Below are 17,329 nucleotides of genomic sequence, written 5' to 3'. Positions count from 1 at the left end.
TTCAAAGCTCCGCGTACAGGCGTGCGGGGTTGAAAATGCCCCGGGGGTCGAGTTGTTGCTTGAGGTTGCGGTGATAACGCAGCAGGGCGCTTGGCAACGGCTGGAACGGACTGTCGACCAGGCCCTGGCTGTAGCAGGTCACGTGGCCGCCGGCGCCTTCGACGATCTGGCGGATGAACGCGGCTTCGGCGCCGGACTTGAGCCAGCGCTGGGCACCGCCCCAGTCGATCAATTGCTTGCCAGGCAAGGGCAGCCACGGCGTGTTGTGGGGTACGGACAGGCGCCACAGCGGATGCTCTTCATTGAAGAAGTCCAGGCGCTGTTCGTTCAGGCTTCGCCAGAATGAACCGTCCAGCCGCTCACCGCCCAAACGGTCGCGGGCGGCTTTGACCGAGCCTTCGCCACCTTCAAGGCGCAGGTGCAGCCGCGTTCCGTCATGACAGGCGGCGCTGATCGGCAGCGGCTGCTGGCCCCATTGCGCCAGCCGCTGCAAGGCCTGCTGGCTGTCCATCTCAAGGCTGATGCTCAAGGTTTGCCGAGGTTTGGGCAGCACCTTGAGCGACACTTCGGTGATCACCCCAAGGGTGCCGAAACTGCCCGCCATCAGGCGCGACAGGTCGTAGCCGGCGACGTTCTTCATGACTTCGCCGCCGAAGCGCAACAGCTTGCCCTGGCCGGTGATGACCCGGGTGCCGAGGACGAAATCCCGCACCGAGCCGGCCCAGGGGCGACGCGGTCCGGAGAGCCCGCTGGCAATCATGCCGCCGACCGTGGCGTCGCCGAACGACGGTGGTTCACAAGGCAACATTTGCTGCGCAGCGTCCAGCACCTCGGACAAGACCTGCAAGGGCGTGCCGCAACGAACGGTCACCACCAGTTCCGTCGGGTCATAGCTGACGATGCCTCGGTGCAGGCGGGTGTCCAAGGGTTCACCCGTGACCGGGCGTCCCAGGAAGGCCTTGCTGTTGCCGCCCTGGATCCGCAACGCGGTGGCGCTTTCCAGCGCGTGGTTGACCTGTTCGAGCAACGTGTCGCTGGCGTCCCTGTCGAGTGCGCTGTGCATCAGAAACGCTCCAGTTCAGGGAAGGGCAACTGCCCCAGGTGCACGTGCATGGCGCCAAACTCGGCGCAGCGGTGCAGCGTCGGGATGTTCTTGCCAGGGTTGAGCAGGCCGGTGGGGTCGAAGGCGGCCTTGACGGCATGGAACACCGTCAATTCGTCGCTGTTGAACTGCGCGCACATCTGGTTGATTTTCTCGCGGCCCACCCCGTGCTCACCGGTGATGCTGCCGCCGACCTTCACGCACAACTCGAGGATCTTGCCCCCCAGGGCTTCGGCGCGATCGAGCTCGCCCGCCTGGTTGGCATCGAACAGGATCAGCGGGTGCATGTTGCCGTCACCGGCATGGAACACGTTGGCCACCCGCAGGCCGTATTCGGCCGACAGCGCGGCAATCGCCTGCAACACGCCGGGCAGTTCCCGGCGCGGGATCGTCCCGTCCATGCAGTAGTAGTCCGGCGAGAGACGGCCCACGGCCGGAAACGCGTTCTTGCGCCCGGCCCAGAAACGCACGCGTTCGGCCTCGTCGCGGGCCTGGCGTACTTCGGTGGCGCCGGCCTGTTCCAGTACCTGGCGCACGCGGTCGCAGTCCTCGTGGACGTCCGCTTCGACACCGTCGAGTTCGCACAACAGGATGGCGTCGGCTTCCACCGGGTAACCGGCATGGATGAAGTCTTCGGCGGCGCGGATCGCCAGGTTGTCCATCATCTCCAGGCCACCGGGGATGATGCCCGCGGCAATGATGTCCGCCACCGCGCGCCCGGCTTTTTCGACCGAGTCGAACGCCGCCAGCAAGACCTTCGCGGTCTGGGGCTTGGGCAGCAACTTGACCGTGACCTCGGTGATCACCCCGAGCATGCCCTCGGAACCGGTGAACAACGCCAGCAGGTCAAGCCCCGGCGAATCGAGCGCATCACTGCCCAGGGTCAGCCGTTCGCCCTCGACAGTGAGGATCTCGACCTTGAGCAGGTTGTGCACGGTCAGGCCGTATTTGAGGCAATGCACGCCACCGGCATTTTCGGCGACGTTGCCGCCGATCGAGCAGGCGATCTGCGAGGACGGGTCCGGCGCGTAGTACAGGCCAAACGGCGCGGCGGCCTGGGAAATCGCCAGGTTGCGCACCCCGGGCTGCACGCGTGCGGTGCGGGCGGCCGGGTCGACGTGCAGGATATGGTTGAAGCGCGCCATGACCAGCAACACGCCTTTTTCCAGCGGCAGGGCGCCGCCCGACAAACCGGTCCCGGCCCCCCGGGCGACGACGGGCACCCGTCTTTCGTGACACAGCGCTAACACCCCTTGGACTTCGTCGACATGACGGGGCAGCACCACCAGCAGGGGCGTGGTGCGATAGGCCGACAGCCCATCGCATTCGTAAGGCATGAGTTCCTCGCGCTGGTGCAGGATCTCAAGCGCCGGCAAGCGCGCCTGCAAGGCTTGCAGCAGCGCGGCTTTATCCACCTCGGGCAGCACGCCGTCCACGCGTTCATCGTAGAGAATGTTCATAGTCGGCTGACGACACTCGTTGTTGTTATGGGCAGTCAGATTCCGGGTGTAGCTGACTTGCATGATTGGACCGAGGCGATCTACTGTCTATGGCTTGCGAGAGTGGTCGAACCAGTTTTTGCCCGGCCATCTTTTTGTGAAAGATGAAAAGCCATCTAAAAACAATCGGTTGAATGGAATAGGCTGCATGCTTGAGATCCCTGGCTTAGCTGGTCATACCAGTGGGAGGCTGAATGGACGACACCCGGAGCCGTCACGCGCTTCAAGTGGCCGATGTGGTGTGCGAGCGTATCGAGCGCTTGATCGTGGACGGCGTGCTCAAGACGGGGCAGTTGCTGCCATCGGAGCGTCGGCTGACAGAAAAACTCGGTGTCTCGCGCACCGCGCTGCGTGAGGGCCTGAAGCTGTTGCGCGCCCGCGGGATCATCGAGACCGAGCAGGGCAAGGGCTCATTCGTCGCCGACCTGTCGGGCAACAGCGTCGCGTCGCCGCTGATGCACCTGTTCAGCTCACAACCACGCACGCTGTACGACCTGTTCGAGGTCCGCAGCCTGCTCGAAGGCGAATCCGCCCGCCTGGCCGCCTTGCGTGGCACGGAGGCCGATTTTGTCCTGATCACCCGCAGTTACGAGGCGCTGCTCGATGCCCATGCGCGTTCACTGGAGCCCTCCGAACACGCCCGGCTCGACCACGCGTTTCACCTGGCGATCTGCGAGGCGTCGCACAATCCGGTGTTGGTGCAGACCTTGCGTTCGTTGACGGACCTGCTGCTCAGCACGGTGTTCGCCTCGGTCAACAACCTCTACCACCGCGAGCCGCAGAAACGGCAGATCGATCGCCAGCACGCAAGGCTCTACAACGCGGTCACCGGGCGGCTTCCCGAGCAGGCGCGCAAAGCCGCTGTCGCGCATATCCAGAGCATCTGCGACAACCTCAGGGAAATCGAAAGCGAAGAGCAACGCCTGGTCCGTGCCACGTTGCGACTTGAGGGATGGACATGAGCCCGCCCTGTTCATTCGGGCGTTGGCGCCGAAGGTGAGATCCGGCTCGACCGCGAGCCGTGCGATCAATTTACGGCTGATGCCCTGAACGTCAGTTAGCCAACCGCCGCCTGATCAACCCAGCCGCGCGGCGACCGCCTGATTCACCGCCTCATCCCAGGCGGGCGTTTCAGGGAACAACTCAAGCACAAAGGCGATGAAGGCTTTTACGTTGGGGCTCCCACGCCGGCTTTCCGGCCACAGGGCGGTGATGGAAAAGCGCTCCACGGTGAACTGGGGCAGGATCGGAACCAGTTCACCTCGGCGAACATAAGGCGCGGCCACGTAGTGCGGCGTGATGCCGATGCCGCCTCCCGCTGCCATGATGGCTGCTACCGCGTCGCTGACATCCACGGTGAATGCGGCGTCGGGGCTCCACTCCAGCACTTTGTCGCCGGCCTGGTAGGGCCAGCGCAAAGGCTGCCCGGTACTCTGGTAGCGAAAATTCACGCACTCGTGTTGCGCCAGTTGCTCGACGGTGGTCGGCGTGCCATTGCGGTCCAGGTAGTGGGGTGAGGCAAACGCACCAATTCGATGGGGCCCCAGGGGCCGCGACACCAGGCGCGAGTCGCTGGGGTTGCCGACGCGAATGGCCACGTCGATCCCTTGCTCGATGATGTCGCAATACGGGTCGCCAAGCCGCAGGTCGATGGCCAGGTTGGGGTATTGCTCACGGAACCTGGGCAACGCCGGCGCCAGGATGTTCACGCCGATGGGGAGCGGGGCGGTGACTGTCAGCACACCTGAAGGCTCGGCGCGGGAGGCGACCGCGGCCTGGTCGATCTCTTCGACCTCTCGCAGGATTCGCAACGCCCGCTCGTACAGGTCCCGCCCTTCGGGTGTGAGGGTCAGGGAGCGCGTGGTGCGGGTGAAGAGCATCAAGCCGAAGTGCTCCTCAAGCCGCTGCACGCTCTTGCTCACGGCCGAGGGGGATACCGAGAGCGCCCGGGCCGCAGCGGTGTAGCTGCCCAGCGAAGCGGCGCGCGCGAATGCGATGAGGCCGGTCAGCCGGTCCAGTCCAATATGTGCCTTCATGGCACTAGTAAAGCGACTTGCGCCCCAATTATCAATCTACGTTCACGATCTTATGCTCCCTCCATCGAACGCCATCCAGGCGTTCCACTGGAGACTCCCATGACGCTCACCCCAGCACTTGCATCCAATCTTCTCGGCCGCACCGTGGTCATCTTCGGCGGTACATCGGGCATCGGCCTGGCCGCCGCGATACAGGCCAAGGCTGCCGGCGCCAAGGTTGTGGTCATCGGCTCGAATGCGGCCCGTGCCGAGCAGGCGGCGCAGGCACATGGCCTGGATGGATGGCGCGCAGCCGATGTGACCCACCGTGAGGCGCTGGAAGCGGCGCTGGCGGATATCGCAGTGGTGGATCACCTGGTGCTGCTCGCCGGTACGTTCGTCACTGGAAGCATCATGAGCGCTGACGTCGAACATTTGCGCCGGGCGTTCGATGAGCGTATCTGGGCGTCCATCAACGCTATCCGTGCCCTGGGTGACAGGCTTTCCAAGGCGGGATCGATCACCTTCATCTCGGGCGCACTCGCCGATCGGCCTAATGCCCATGGCACTGCCGTCATCGGCGCGGCCTCGGCCGCCATGGAGTCGCTGGCGCGGGGCCTGGCCCTGGAGTTGGCGCCGATTCGCGTCAACACGCTGTCGCCCGGTCCGATTGACACACCGATTTTCAGCAAGGCATTGGGCGAAGGTCGTGACGCTTACGTGGCGTCCCTGGAGCAGGCGCTGCCGCTTAAGCGCATTGGCACGTCGGCGGAAGCCGGCGAGGCGGTGGTGTTCCTGATGGGCAACACGTTCATGAACGGTGCCGTGCTCAACGTCGATGGCGGTGCTCGACTGGTCTGACCCTGGTCCCTGCGTTCGAGAAGCTGTCGTCCTGACAGCTCACCACCACGGAATGATTGTCCCGTGTCGGCGCGTCAGTCACACGCGTAATCGGGTTGCCGGGATTGTGCGGATGACTCGCTGACTTTCAGGAACAGGCTGACTTCGGCCTTTATCCAGTTGGCGAAAATGTTGATCTTCCAATCGTCTGCCTGTTCCAGCGTGCTGATCAGGTAGTAAGCCATTTCGGTATGGGTTGACGCCGCAAAGACCGGTACCACATGCCCAGCCTTGATCGCCGGCCGGGCATAGACGTCGCTGACCAGGGCCAGCCCCTGGCCCGCGATGGCCGCGTCAATCAACAGTTGTTCATCGGTGAAGCTGCTACCGCGCCGCGAGCGGCTGTCTTCGATGCCGTGGGCCTTGAGCCAGAGCTTCCAGTTCGAGCGGCTGGCGTCCTGAAGTAGCGGGTAGTGCAGGCAATCGGCCGGTTGTTCTATTCGTCGGCCTGTCTTGAGCAACGCCGGGTTGCCGATGGGCAGGGTCTTGGGTGTCCACAGTTTTTCGCTGTGATGGCCCGGATGCACGCCCTGGCCATGACGAATGGCCACGTCGATGCCATCGCGGCGTAAATCCGCCGGGTAATGGGAGGTCGACAAGTTGATTTCGATGTCGGGCCAACGTTGTTGAAACCGGGTGAGTCGCGGGATCAGCCAGGCGCTGGCAAAGGACAGGGTGGTATTGACTGACAGTCGGGCGGAACGGGTTCTGAAAGATTCGAAGTCTTCCCAGACAGCTTCGATATTGTTGAAAGACACGGCGAGTTGATCCATCAAGTTTCTTCCGGCACTGGTCAGGCTAATCTCTCGGTGAGAGCGTTCAAACAGCTTGACGGACATTCGGTCTTCGAGGCTTTTTATTTGTTGACTGATAGCGCCTGGGGTAACGCAGAGTATGTCAGCTGTTTTTTTCATACTGTTGTGTTTGCAAACCTCGACAAATATATGGAGCGATGATAATGGCATTGATCGGCTCATCGTTCAGTCCTTGTTTTAATTTAGCCGGGGCGTGTTCCGTGCTGCTAATCAGAAGTACCGTTATGTCGAGGCATGACTTCTCCCTCCACCTTCCAAGAGGGGTTAGCGGGGCGATAAGGTATGACTCGAAAAGGAACGTCCGTGGGGTCAGGAAGTGTTGAATGAAGTCAGCATTGAGAGTCCCTTTCTAATGGCGTGTCGTTGCTCTGTTGTGGTGCGCCGGGTCCCCCGGTAGCGGTTGTTAGATATCTGGCGCCAAAGTCTGGTGGGCCTGGATGAGAGTGGCGAAGTTTCCGTACGCTAATCTCAAAGGAAGGCCTGTTGCAAGCGTGTTAAAAACCTCTATGTTTTGCGATAGAGGAAACTGAATATTTAAAATATTTCACTGAAGCGGTGGTTGAAATGGTTGACAGCATTGCTCAGGCTCTTGTCAAGTGCCGCTGAAATGCGTGAAGGGGCATTGGAAGGTACGTAGTGATTGTAATAACTGGAACCTTCCAGGACCGGCCCGAATATATAAATCCGCTCACGCAAATGCGCGTGCACGAATTCCGGGTGGTGGGCGGACGAAAAGTCGCCATAAGCCAGCGGAGAATAGCTCGACGGTTGCTCGGTTATGGCACTGAGCAGGGTGTGCAGCTCACGCTGGGTGGCTTGGGTACTGAGGTTGGCTTTTATCAGGTGCTCGAACTTAAACTGCTGGTAGTCGGGCTTTTCCAGCGTGACAGTGAATGTCTGTGTATCGGGATTGTAATGCTCGGCCGCTGCATAGCCTGGGAGCAGCTCGACCACCCCACTTTGTATCAAGGCAATCAATTCTGCATGCCGTTCTTTTTGTGGGCCGGCCACCAGCCGATTGATCAGCGGGCAATACCGCGTGAAAAAGGCCTGGTGGGACGCCGGGGTCAGGCCCCGATGATCGATGGCGTGGCATAACTGATTGCGCAGGTCGCGCCAGATTTCCAGTGACTTCTTCAGCGGGCTGCGCCGGCAGCCCAAGGCACTGGCGTGCACGTCCTCCTGGAGCTGGCTGACGAACCACTGCGGGTACGTGTCGGCCGTCAGGTGGGGAGGTGGCGTGCAGGTCAGGATGTCCTGGGGCGTGTAGGGCCCGTATTCGCTGGCCAGGCGATCAAAGGTGGCCGATAGGGTTCCAGTGGCCTGGGCCGTTTGCACCTGCTCCCAGACCTGTTGGTAACGTTCCTGGTAGCGATACGCGTTGCGCTCGTCCTGACCGGCGCAGGCGCAGTAGTACGCGGCCGTCATCTCCTGGTAGAGCAACGGGAGCAGGTCTTTCTCGAAATCGAGTCTTCGTCCCGGGGCCTGGTCTCTGAGCCGGTCGATCGCCGCGTGCGTCAGCAGCAGCGGCTGATAGCGGATGACCGCATCGTCCACCTCCGGCCTGGCGCGGTAGGGCATGCCGGAGTTGCTGTACAGGCTGATGCGCGGTTCCTGGCCGGAGGGTCGGTAGCTCAGGCCGCCGGCGGTGTGCTCGAAGACCCCGCCACGGCCCGTGGTCAACGCCGCCACCACGTCCATGGCGGTCAACCCGACACCCTGGACCGCCACGCTCGAATCGCTGGCGATGTCTTCCAGGCTCGCCGGAAGCGGGTAGGGCCGGATAAAGGGGGCGGCGTGGGTCCCGCTCGGCAGCACCCCGTGCCCGGTGCACAGCAGCAAGGTGTCGTAGGCACCGCTCACGATGGGCGATGCGAGCAGCCTGAAGCGTCCGTCCGGCTCTTCTTCGACGCCGCGGATCAGGCGGCACGACGTCTCCAGGCGCACGTTGATGGGAATGTGCTCCAGCAGCCGGGTGAAGTACCACTGCAGGTACAGGCCCAGGTACCGGCGGGGCAGGAAGGCGAAGCGATCCTGTTCGCCACTGATGGCCTCCGGGTGCAGGTGGGCGACCCACTCATAGAGCGAGGGCCGGAAGGTGTGCCGGGGGAACAGGGTAAAGTCGTCGTCCTCGAACATGGAGAGCTGGCCGGCCACCGTGTTGAGGCGCAGGTAGTCCGCCTGGTCGCAGCGATGCACCCCCTGGCCCGGAGCCTGGGCGTCGAAGGCGTGGACGATCACGGACATGTTGGGGTGACGCTTGGCCATGGAAAAGGTCTTGGCCAGGGCCAGCAGGCCGGTGGCACCCATTCCGATGATTGCAATGCGCATGGTTTCAACTCCAGCGGAGGGTGGATTCAAAAAAATCGGTCACCGGCACGCTTTGCTGTTGCGCCTGTGCGATGTCGAAGATTTTCTTGCCCAGTGCCACGTCGAGCACGCCCAGGCCAAACGGGGAAAAGATCATCGGCCGGGACGGGTCGGGGTTGCGCTCGCCGAGCACCAGTTGCGCGAGGGTGCCGTGGATGAAGTCGCGATGGCCGACCTGTTGTTCCGTCAGGTGCAGCGAGGTGTTGGCCTTGAGGCAGTGTTCGATGTCATCGGTCACGTTGAACGCGCCGAGGATCTGGCTGGGCGCCAGGTCGCGCAGGGAGATGTTGAGCAGCACGGTCCCGGCCTTGAAGGCATAGCGCTCGTCGATATAGGGCTGCGCGGCATTCGTGGCGAGTACCACGACGTCGTTTTCCAGCGCCTGCTCAAGCGTGTCGAGCACGCGGCAGTTGAACCCCAGCGCGAGGGCGTGGGCCCTGAAGGCCTGGGCGGAATCGGCGTCGGTGTCGTGGATCAGCACTTCGCCGATGGCCCAGCGCGAGACGCGGAATTGCTCCAGGATCGTGCGGGAAATGACCCCGGCACCGACGAACGATAACCGCGGGATCTCGCTGCGTTGGCCCAGCAGGCAATGGGTGGCCAAGACCGCCGAGGTGGCCGTGCGCACGGCGCTGATGATCGACGCTTCCAGCAATGCGATGGGATAGCCGGTGGCGAGGTCATTGAGAATCAGCGTGGCCGACGCTCGCTGTAGGTTGTGCCGTGTGTTGCCGGGAAAACTCGCGATCCATTTGATCCCGGCGACCTTGTCCGCACCGTCCATGCAGGCGGCGGGCAGGGCGATGATCCGGTCTGCCGGGCTGTCCTTGAACCGCAGGAAATAGCTGTCCGGGTTCTCGGTAGCGCCGCGATGATGCTGCAGGTAGGTCTCCCGTACCGTGTCCTGGGCCAGGTCGGGAAACTGCCTGAGGACTTCGCGAACGGTGCTGCCTTTCACGACATGCAAGGGGGGTGTGGTCGAGTGCGTGGCGTCATGCATGGGCGTATTCCTTATCGCTGGCAAGGATGTCGGGACGGATGCGGTTGAAGTCGTAGTCCGGGAAGCGGGCGCGCACCCAGTCGTCGTTGTAGATCGTGTCCAGGTAGCGCTCGCCGGCATCCGGGGAGATGGCCACGACGGTGGCGTCGGGATGGATGCGGTCCTTCCAGGCCATGACGCCGGCCAGGACGGTGCCGGTGGAGCCGCCGAACAGCAGGCCGTTTTCCCTGGCCATGTAGCGGCACATCCGGATGGTGTCGACCTCCTTGATGCTCTCCATGGCGTACAGGTCGTCGGCGCGGAACAGCGGTGGCATCTGGCTGGACCCCAGGCCGGGGATGTGACGTTTCCCCGCCGGCCCGCCAAATGTCACGGAGCCCAGGCTGTCCACCGCGACGATCTTGGTGTAGGGGCTGTACTTCTTGAAGAAGTCGATGCACCCCATCAGCGTGCCGGTGGTTCCGGCGCCCACGAACAGGTAATTGACCCGGGTGAAGCTGTTGAAGATCGAGCTGGCGGTGGTGCGGGCGTGGGTCTGCGGATTGGCCGGGTTCGAGTACTGGTTGAGCCAGAGGCAGTTCGGGTCGGCGGCGATTGTCTGCCGGACGTAGGCGATGCGGGTGCCCAGGTAGCCGCCGTTGGAGTCCTTGGTGTCCACCTTAACGATCCGCGTGCCCAGGGCCATCATCAGCTTCAGGTTGGACTGGGAAATGTTCGGGTCGCACACGCAGACGAACCGGTACTTGCGCTCGGCGCAGATCATGCTCAAGGCCACGCCCAGGTTGCCGGAGGACGATTCGATCAGCGTGGTATTGCGGTTGATCAGCCCCTGTTGTTCCAGGCTCAAGACCAGCCCCAGGGCCGTCTTCATCTTGATCGAGCCGGCGGCGTTGAAGTAGTCGAGTTTCAAGGCGCAACGGATACCCAGGCCCTTGATGGTCAGGAATACGTTGTCAAACACGATATCGGAGGAAGCGTTATACATGTCGACACCTTCGGGCGTTCAGAACAGGGAATGGGTCAGGATGCCGGCGCGCATCGCCAGCAGGGAAAAGGACTGGCCCTCGCCGATGCCGTGGGAGCGTTCGGAAAGGCCATTGACGAAAATCGCGGGCTGGAACGACGCAGTGGTCGTCAGCTTGTAGTTCTGTTCCACCCGCACGCCGTTGTCGCTGCCCAGGCTCAGCCAGGGTTGCAGTTGGGACAGGAGCGAAGGGATGTAGTCCTGCTGGTAGCCTGTCCCCAGGATGACGTAGTCGGCGTCAAGGCTGCTGTGTTCCTGGGTGTAGGGGTCGCACAGGTCCAGGGTGACTCCGGCTTCGGTGGGCGAAGCCGATTCGACCTGGGTGAAGATTTTCAACGCCAGCCGTGGCTTGTTGCTGACCAGGCCTTCGTAGAACAGTGAGTACAACGCCTGGCTTTCGTCGACATCGATGCCCGAGTAGTTGGTGGACTTGACCTCTTCGAGGATCATCGCTTTTTCGGCCTGGCCCAGCTTGTGGAAGTACGCCACCCGCTCGGGATGGAAGGCCTGGTTCGGGAACTGTCCCAGTTGGGCGATCTTGAACCCGCTGCTGCGGTGGATCGAGGTGACCTGGGCGTTCGGGAAACGGTTCAACAAGTCGACGATGGATTCGCCTGCGCTCTGCCCGGAACCGATCACGGCAAAGGACCAGGCGCCCTGGCGGTCAAGGTGCCCCAGGCTGCTGAGATAGCGCGAGGTGTGGATGATCCGGGCGCTGTCGAGCTGGGCAAACTGCCGGGGGATGTTGGGGGTGCTGCCACTGGAGAGCACCAGGTTGCGCGTCAGGTACTGGCCCTTGGAAGTCATGACCCGCAGCAGCGTGATCTCGCCGTCTTCCATGACCGGTCGGATCTCCCGGACCTCTTCCTCATAATGCACGTGCGCGGCAAACGCCTGGCCGACCCAGGCGACGTAGTCGGACCACTCGTTGCGACTGGCGGGGCGACCCAGGAGGCCGAACTGATAGAGCCGGCCGTGCTCCTTCAGGTACATGGCGAACGAGTGCCGGCTCTGTGGGTTGCGCGGGGTCACCAGATCGCGCAACAGGTGGTGATTGATGTCGGTGCCATCGAGCAGGAATTCCGGGTGCCAGGCGCAGTTGGAATGTTTTTCCAGGAACAGGCATTGACCCGTTTCCAGTGGCCGATGGGGGGCTTCTTCGAGCGCGCACGCCAGGGCAATGCCAGCGGGGCCGAAGCCGATATTGATCATTTCGTAGTAGTCGGGAGTTCCCTGCATGAGGCACCTGTGATCAAGCAAAAGTGAATGGGACGAAACGTTGATTGCGGACTTTCCAGAGGGCGGCTCGGGTAAAGCGGTTCTCGCCGTCACGAAATTGCACATCGCCCATGACGGTGGCGAAGGTGGTGGTGTGCAGGGCGTCGAGCATCGGCCCGCCATGCCTCAGGGCGCTGGCGATCTGCAAGGCCGCCAGGCTTTCCTGGTAATAGGTTTCGCTGGCGGACAGCCCGACGCCGGCGGTTGCCAGGCCAACGATGCCGAGGCTGTCCAGGGCATCGGTCTGCTCGATGAACCAACTGGAGAGCGCGTCGTCGGTGAGGTAGATCGGCCGGTCGCGCAGCTGCTCCGGCAGCGCGTTGACGTAGCGGATGCTGTTGTTCAGGCGCCCGCAATAGACCACCGCGTCGGCGCGCTCGGGCGACGTGGTGAGGCGCAGGGTGGTGCGCTCGAGAAGGGCCGTGAGGCTGCGCGCCAGGGACTCACCGTGCGCGGTCGAGTCGTGCGTGAGCAGCACGCTGGCGCTCGCGCCATGGGTGAGCAACTGCCTGGCCAGCAGCGTCATCAGGTCGTTATCCGACGGGCACAGGCGAAAGGCGTGGGTGAGCGTGCCAACCAGGTCCTGCTTGGTCGCTGCCGGGAGCAGCACCGCAATGCCCGCCGCTTCATAGAGGGGAAGGGCGCCGGCCGCCGCGTCCGATGAAAAATGCCCGACCACCACGTCGGCTCCCCGGCTGATCAGTCGCCGGGCCGCGCGGCGCCCGCCTTCGGGGCTGGCGTCGTCATCTTCGAAGATGAACGTCAATCCGGTGGTGTCGTGAGTGTTGATGAAGTGGTTGATGGCCGCGAGGAAGGTGCGTGCGTGCACTGTCCTGGTGCTCTCGAAAATGGCCGATATACCGATGCAAAAGGGCATGGCTGTCCCTCCCTGGACGTGGATTCAAGGTGTGCGACGAGGGGGTGTTAACGTGATCGGGCGATCTGGTCGTAGAGGCGCGATGCGATCGGGTAGGCGTACTTGTAGCCCACCCCATTGAGGCCGGTCGCCAGCCAGATACGCGAGCCTGGGTACTGCGCGCCCAGCCGGGGCAAGCCGTCGGCGGTGTACAGGTCGGTTGCCAGGTCCATCGACAGCAACGAGTACTCATCGGTCTCGCCCAGCAGACCCCGCAGCCGCTGTCGACAGTCTTCGACCATGAGGCGCAAGTGCCTGCGGTCGCCTTCGATTTCCTCCAGGCTCGGCCTGATGGCCGTGGTGCTTTGCAGCAGCGTGTCGGACAGCGGCAGCGCATAGGTGCCGGCGACGAAGTCGATGCACGGCAGGGTAGGAACCGACGGGCCGCGGAACTTGAAGTACGGGAGGGTGCGCACCTGGCTGTCGTCGATGAGGCTCAGCGCCGGGCTACCGGCGCCGGCCGCGTTGATCACCCAGCGTGCCCGGTAAAGGGTTTCCTGGCTGTGGATTTCGACGTGGGTGTTGCGCTCCATCAGGCGCTGGACATCGCAGCGCTCGATCAGGCAACCGCGCTGGCGCAACGCCGTTCTCAGGCCGTTCATGGTCGAGTGCACATCGCTGACCGCGGCGGTGGCCTCGTGGTAATACGCGCCGCTGTCGGCGATGGGGCGCCCCACGAGCACTTGTGCCTCGTGGGCCGAGAGCCGCCGCAACGGCGCGTCGCTGGAGGGTGGCGGGCCGTCGGCGGGCAGGCGATAAAGCGCGCCGGTGACCGTTTCGTGGCGGCGCATAATGGCCTCCACTTCGGTTTCGCCGGGCTTGAGCCCGACGACCTGGGCCATCCGCGCCAACGCCGGGTTCGGCTCGAACGTCCGGCAAATGCCGCCGGTGTGGGCGGTCGCGCCGGCATAGCCGCAGCGGGTCCGCTCCACCAGCAAGGTGTCGATGCCGCGCTCCGACAACAGGGCGGCGGTCGTCAACCCGATGATTCCGCCACCGATGACGGCCACTTCGAAGTCGCTGTTCATGGCAGGCGTCCTAAATGGAGTAATCGAGGAAGTTAGCGTTCATCAGGTTATCCAGGACCAACGCCTCGTTGATCGAACAGCGCTTCTGGATCTGCCGGGACAAGGTCGGCGTGATCGGTGCGCAGATACACGACGCCAACGCCACCAGGTAGTACAGCGGTTGCTCCGCTTGCAGGCGTTCGTACGCCATCTCGTAGAGCTCCACCGCCAGCGCGGCCAGGTTCCGGCTGGAGAAACTGTCGGCGCTGGTGACCGCGGACCAGCGGTTGTACACCTCGCACAACAGCTTGTGTTCATTGCGTTGCATGCCGTCGAGCCAGAAGTGCGGCGACTCTTGCGTGGCCGCGACGGTGAGCGTCTCCAGTGTGTTTTGGTAGAACGTCTGGTGCCATTCGACGAATTGGGTTTCGACGAAGTCGCTCTCTTGCTCCTCGGGCGCCAGCAGGGCCATGTACAGCCTGACCGAATCGGTGTCGTAGTCGCTGACCAGGTCGCGGATCCAGATGGCGTGGTTACGGCTGGTGGAGAGGTTCAGGCCGTTGAGCTTGAGGAACATGTTGGTGTAGAGGCGCTGTTTTTTCTTCGCGTACGGGCTGCCGGCCAACAGGATCGGGTAGGCGATCCCGTGGCTGTAGAGGCAGTCATAACCCAGGAAACCCACCAGCGTCGTGTCGTCGCTGCGCCAGAAACTGTCGAACAGCTCCGGGGTTTGCTGGTTGACCGTGAAGTGCTCCCGGGTCGCCGCGATGTACCCGGCCATGCCCATGAACCAGGTGTGCACCTTGCCCAGGTGCGGCTGGCCGATGTCCAGGCCCGCATCGCCATGGCGGGTGATTTGCCAATCCTCGGGCGTGGGGGCCAGTTCACGCTCCACGAAGGCCCGCGAGTTGAGGCGCACGGCACTGTCGCCCAGCCAGGCGCGCAGCTTGTGCACGTTCTTGCCGATGTTCAGGTAGGCATGGTCCTTTTCCACCCACTCGTGTTCGCCACCACAGAGCTTGCAGCGGAAGTTCTTCATGTACAGGTAGTTCGGCGCGCAGGCACATTCTTCGCACTGGCTGGCGTCGGAGTCCTGGCCGCAGCTGCTGCACTGGCCGCGACCGAAGGCTTCATAGCCCCAGACGTTGCAGGCCCGGCAGAAGGGCGCCAGCACGGTTTTCTGGTAGATGTTGCGATCGTTGACGCCCTGGTGATAAAGCTCCAGCACGGCGTCGCGAAAGCAGGTGTTGTCCAGGGACCTCATCCAGTGATCGACTTCGATACCGGCCATTTTCAGGCTGAGGTTGATCTTGCGGGTGTTCTCTTCGCCGATCTGCGCCGGCTCGCGCCCTTGCTCGCGGCCCCGGCGCAACATGTAGGACTGGTAGTCGTCGGAGTAGGACACCAGCACGCAGTCGTGGCCTTTCTGGCGCTGGGTCCGGGTGAAGATATCGGCACTCAGGAAGGGGCCGGCCAGGTGCCCGATGTGCAAGTCGCCGTTGGGGGTTGGTGGTGTGATAGTGACGATGAATTTAGACATTCTCGGTCTCCAGGTGAGCGATATCGGCCTTCATGTAGTCACCGGCGATGAACTTGTCCCACCAGATCACGTAGAAGTGAAAGTCTTCGTCACTGTCGTTGATGACGTAGTGGTTGGTGTGCTTGGGAATGGCGGCGATATCACCGGTCTCGAACAGGTAATGCGTATCGCCGATGACCAGCCGGCCCTGCCCCTTGAGGGCGATGAAGATTTCCTGGTCGATTTGCACGTGGGGTTCGCTGCGGGTGTGTGGCCTGACCACGCACCATCCGGCGGCGAACGGCATGGGATAACCGTCCCAAGGCAACAGGCGTTTTCCGTCCAGGTCGTACTCATGCACCAAGGCGGACCAATCCATTTTCCTGAAAATTTCAAAACCCATCGGCTTAACCCTGCGAGTGGAGATGTCACTCGATGGTGTTTGCCGGGGGAATAATTGACAACGCAGATTTATTCAACGCTGGGTTAAGGAGGGCTAAATCCAAGCGGCGGGAGGCCAGGCAGCGCGCTGCCTGGCCAGGGGGGAAGGGTCAGGGGAAAGGGTCAGAACACGGTTTTCTTGAAAGGGCGGCCGGAGACCCCTTGGTAGAACGACAGGATGGCGAGCGCCTGCACCACGACAGCGGCGGTCACGACGGCGATGATCGCCTGGTCCGGTTGGCTGAAGGCGGCGCGCACCAGGCCGAAGGACGCCGGGGCGAAGGCGTAGGTGGCCTGGCTGATGGCGACCATCAGCGCGATGACCCGCGCGGTTTGTTCGCGACTGAACTCGGTCTGCGCGATCAGTGGCGGCAGGGAGGTGGCGTTGCCGATGCCCGAGCCGATCAGCACCACCGCCATCCAGGCCACGCTCGGGTGCAGGTCCAGGCCCAGGAGCATCAGGGTGCCGAGCATCTGGATGACGTAACCCAGGCAAGCCAGCAGCCTGCGGTTCATGCCCTGGGTCATCAGGCGCGCGGCGATGTAGCGCCCGCCCATGGCACTGGCGGTGGCCAGGCCCATGGCGAAGGAGGCGTCGTGGGCCCCCATGCGTCCCACCAGGATCGAGTACAGGTGCGCGATCAGGCCGATCTGGGCGAACAGTCCCAGGGACATGCCGGCGGCCAGGGTACGAAAATTGGCCGCCTTCAAGGTCTGCGCGGCGGTCCATGGCGTGGCACTGGAACCGGGCGTCACCGGTTCCGGCTGGTCGGCATTGTCGGGATGCTGTCCGAGGCTTTGCGGGCTCTTGTTGAAGACCAGCAAGGCGAAGGCGCCGATCAGCAGCACGGCAGCGAGGCTGATCACCAGCGCCGCGGTGGCGAAGCCAAATCGCTCGATCAGCAAGACCCACAGCGGCGAAAAGATCACGCCGCCCATGCTGGCGCCGTTATAGGCCTTGCCCAAGGCCTTGGGCCGCTCCTTGACGTACCACGGAGCGATCAGGGTGTTGACGGCCGCGGCGCCCAAGGTCACCCAGCCGATGCCCGAGCACACCGCCCCGGCATACAGCACCCAGAGCTGGTTGGCCTGGGCCCAGATATTCACGCCGATGCCCAGGACAATGCAGCCCAGCAGGGTGATGGCGGGAATGCCGAAGCGCGCGTAAAGCCTGGGCAGGTTGGCGATCACGACGGTGCCGCTGAGAAAGTGCAGGGTGACGGCCATCGACACCTGGGCGATGGGCCAGCCCGTGCGCTCCATCACCGCCTGCATGTAGATCGGCGGCCCATAGAAGCCGATCCCCCAGCCGATGATCGCCAGGATGAACGTGCAGGTCAGTACGGTCTTTCCAAAAAAACGGGTGTGTGTCATCGCCATCTCCTCCATGTGGGCTCAAAGATTATGCTCCTGGCGGCGTGCTCACTTCGAGGCGCATCGAAC

At 63.1% G+C, this 17,329-nt stretch carries 15 protein-coding genes; 2 read left to right on the top strand and 13 right to left on the bottom strand.

All coding sequences use genetic code 11. From position 1 onward, the window contains the following. Window position 1: 1 nt before the first annotated feature. Both glcE and glcD read right to left on the bottom strand, forming a co-directional pair. Window positions 2-1,063, bottom strand: a complete 1,062-nt coding sequence (gene glcE, locus V5F23_RS16405; RefSeq protein ID WP_338495631.1) for a glycolate oxidase subunit GlcE — start codon at window positions 1,061-1,063, stop codon at window positions 2-4. Next, entirely contained in the window at window positions 1,063-2,562 is a 1,500-nt protein-coding gene (gene glcD / locus V5F23_RS16400; RefSeq protein WP_042728681.1) for a glycolate oxidase subunit GlcD, read from the bottom strand. Before glcD ends, glcE begins: the two co-directional genes overlap by 1 nt. A gap of 233 nt (window positions 2,563-2,795) precedes the next feature. Between glcD and glcC the strand changes: the two genes are divergently transcribed. After that, window positions 2,796-3,563 (top strand): transcriptional regulator GlcC, encoded by a 768-nt coding sequence (gene glcC, locus V5F23_RS16395; protein ID WP_047738942.1) that lies wholly within the window; start codon window positions 2,796-2,798, stop codon window positions 3,561-3,563. Window positions 3,564-3,677: 114 nt separating this feature from the next. On the opposite strand, the gene V5F23_RS16390 is transcribed toward glcC, so the two are convergent. Continuing rightward, window positions 3,678-4,637, bottom strand: coding sequence for a LysR family transcriptional regulator (locus V5F23_RS16390; RefSeq protein ID WP_047738941.1), 960 nt, complete (start codon window positions 4,635-4,637; stop codon window positions 3,678-3,680). A gap of 99 nt (window positions 4,638-4,736) precedes the next feature. Here V5F23_RS16390 and V5F23_RS16385 point away from each other — a divergent pair, with 99 nt between their 5' ends. Beyond that, window positions 4,737-5,477 (top strand): SDR family oxidoreductase, encoded by a 741-nt coding sequence (locus V5F23_RS16385; RefSeq protein WP_047738940.1) that lies wholly within the window; start codon window positions 4,737-4,739, stop codon window positions 5,475-5,477. A gap of 74 nt (window positions 5,478-5,551) precedes the next feature. Here V5F23_RS16385 and V5F23_RS16380 read toward each other — a convergent pair whose 3' ends face one another. The 10 genes from V5F23_RS16380 to V5F23_RS16335 all read right to left on the bottom strand — a co-directional run bounded on the left by V5F23_RS16380 (window position 5,552) and on the right by V5F23_RS16335 (window position 17,260). After that, the gene (locus V5F23_RS16380; RefSeq protein WP_234407904.1) at window positions 5,552-6,289 is read right to left on the bottom strand and encodes a LysR substrate-binding domain-containing protein; all 738 of its coding nucleotides are present in this window, start codon (window positions 6,287-6,289) and stop codon (window positions 5,552-5,554) included. 576 nt (window positions 6,290-6,865) lie between these two features. Next, window positions 6,866-8,662: an FAD/NAD(P)-binding protein gene (locus V5F23_RS16375; protein ID WP_042728686.1), complete on the bottom strand. Its 1,797-nt coding sequence runs from the start codon at window positions 8,660-8,662 to the stop codon at window positions 6,866-6,868. Window positions 8,663-8,666: 4 nt separating this feature from the next. After that, window positions 8,667-9,701, bottom strand: coding sequence for a 2,3-diaminopropionate biosynthesis protein SbnB (gene sbnB / locus V5F23_RS16370; RefSeq protein ID WP_338495627.1), 1,035 nt, complete (start codon window positions 9,699-9,701; stop codon window positions 8,667-8,669). Next, window positions 9,694-10,686 (bottom strand): 2,3-diaminopropionate biosynthesis protein SbnA, encoded by a 993-nt coding sequence (gene sbnA, locus V5F23_RS16365; RefSeq protein ID WP_338495625.1) that lies wholly within the window; start codon window positions 10,684-10,686, stop codon window positions 9,694-9,696. Before sbnA ends, sbnB begins: the two co-directional genes overlap by 8 nt. Before the next feature lie 18 nt (window positions 10,687-10,704). Further along, window positions 10,705-11,964, bottom strand: coding sequence for a SidA/IucD/PvdA family monooxygenase (locus V5F23_RS16360; protein ID WP_338495623.1), 1,260 nt, complete (start codon window positions 11,962-11,964; stop codon window positions 10,705-10,707). 13 nt (window positions 11,965-11,977) lie between these two features. Next, a complete protein-coding gene (locus V5F23_RS16355; protein WP_338495622.1) occupies window positions 11,978-12,880 on the bottom strand; it encodes an ABC transporter substrate-binding protein in 903 nt (300 codons plus the stop codon). Window positions 12,881-12,927: 47 nt separating this feature from the next. Continuing rightward, a complete protein-coding gene (locus V5F23_RS16350) occupies window positions 12,928-13,947 on the bottom strand; it encodes an FAD-dependent oxidoreductase (RefSeq protein WP_338495620.1) in 1,020 nt (339 codons plus the stop codon). Between the two features lie 10 nt (window positions 13,948-13,957). Next, window positions 13,958-15,466, bottom strand: coding sequence for a methionine--tRNA ligase (locus V5F23_RS16345; RefSeq protein ID WP_047738937.1), 1,509 nt, complete (start codon window positions 15,464-15,466; stop codon window positions 13,958-13,960). Further along, entirely contained in the window at window positions 15,459-15,848 is a 390-nt protein-coding gene (locus V5F23_RS16340) for a cupin domain-containing protein (protein ID WP_042728691.1), read from the bottom strand. The genes V5F23_RS16345 and V5F23_RS16340 overlap by 8 nt, the downstream gene beginning before the upstream one ends. A gap of 161 nt (window positions 15,849-16,009) precedes the next feature. Beyond that, on the bottom strand, window positions 16,010-17,260 hold the full coding sequence (locus V5F23_RS16335) for an MFS transporter (protein WP_123578991.1): 1,251 nt from the start codon (window positions 17,258-17,260) through the stop codon (window positions 16,010-16,012). Window positions 17,261-17,329 lie beyond the last annotated feature (69 nt).

The sequence above is a fragment of the Pseudomonas sp. WP18 genome (assembly GCF_036689585.1).
Classification (GTDB): Bacteria; Pseudomonadota; Gammaproteobacteria; order Pseudomonadales; family Pseudomonadaceae; genus Aquipseudomonas; species Aquipseudomonas chlororaphis_E.
This window is presented reverse-complemented; position numbering and strand designations above follow the sequence as displayed.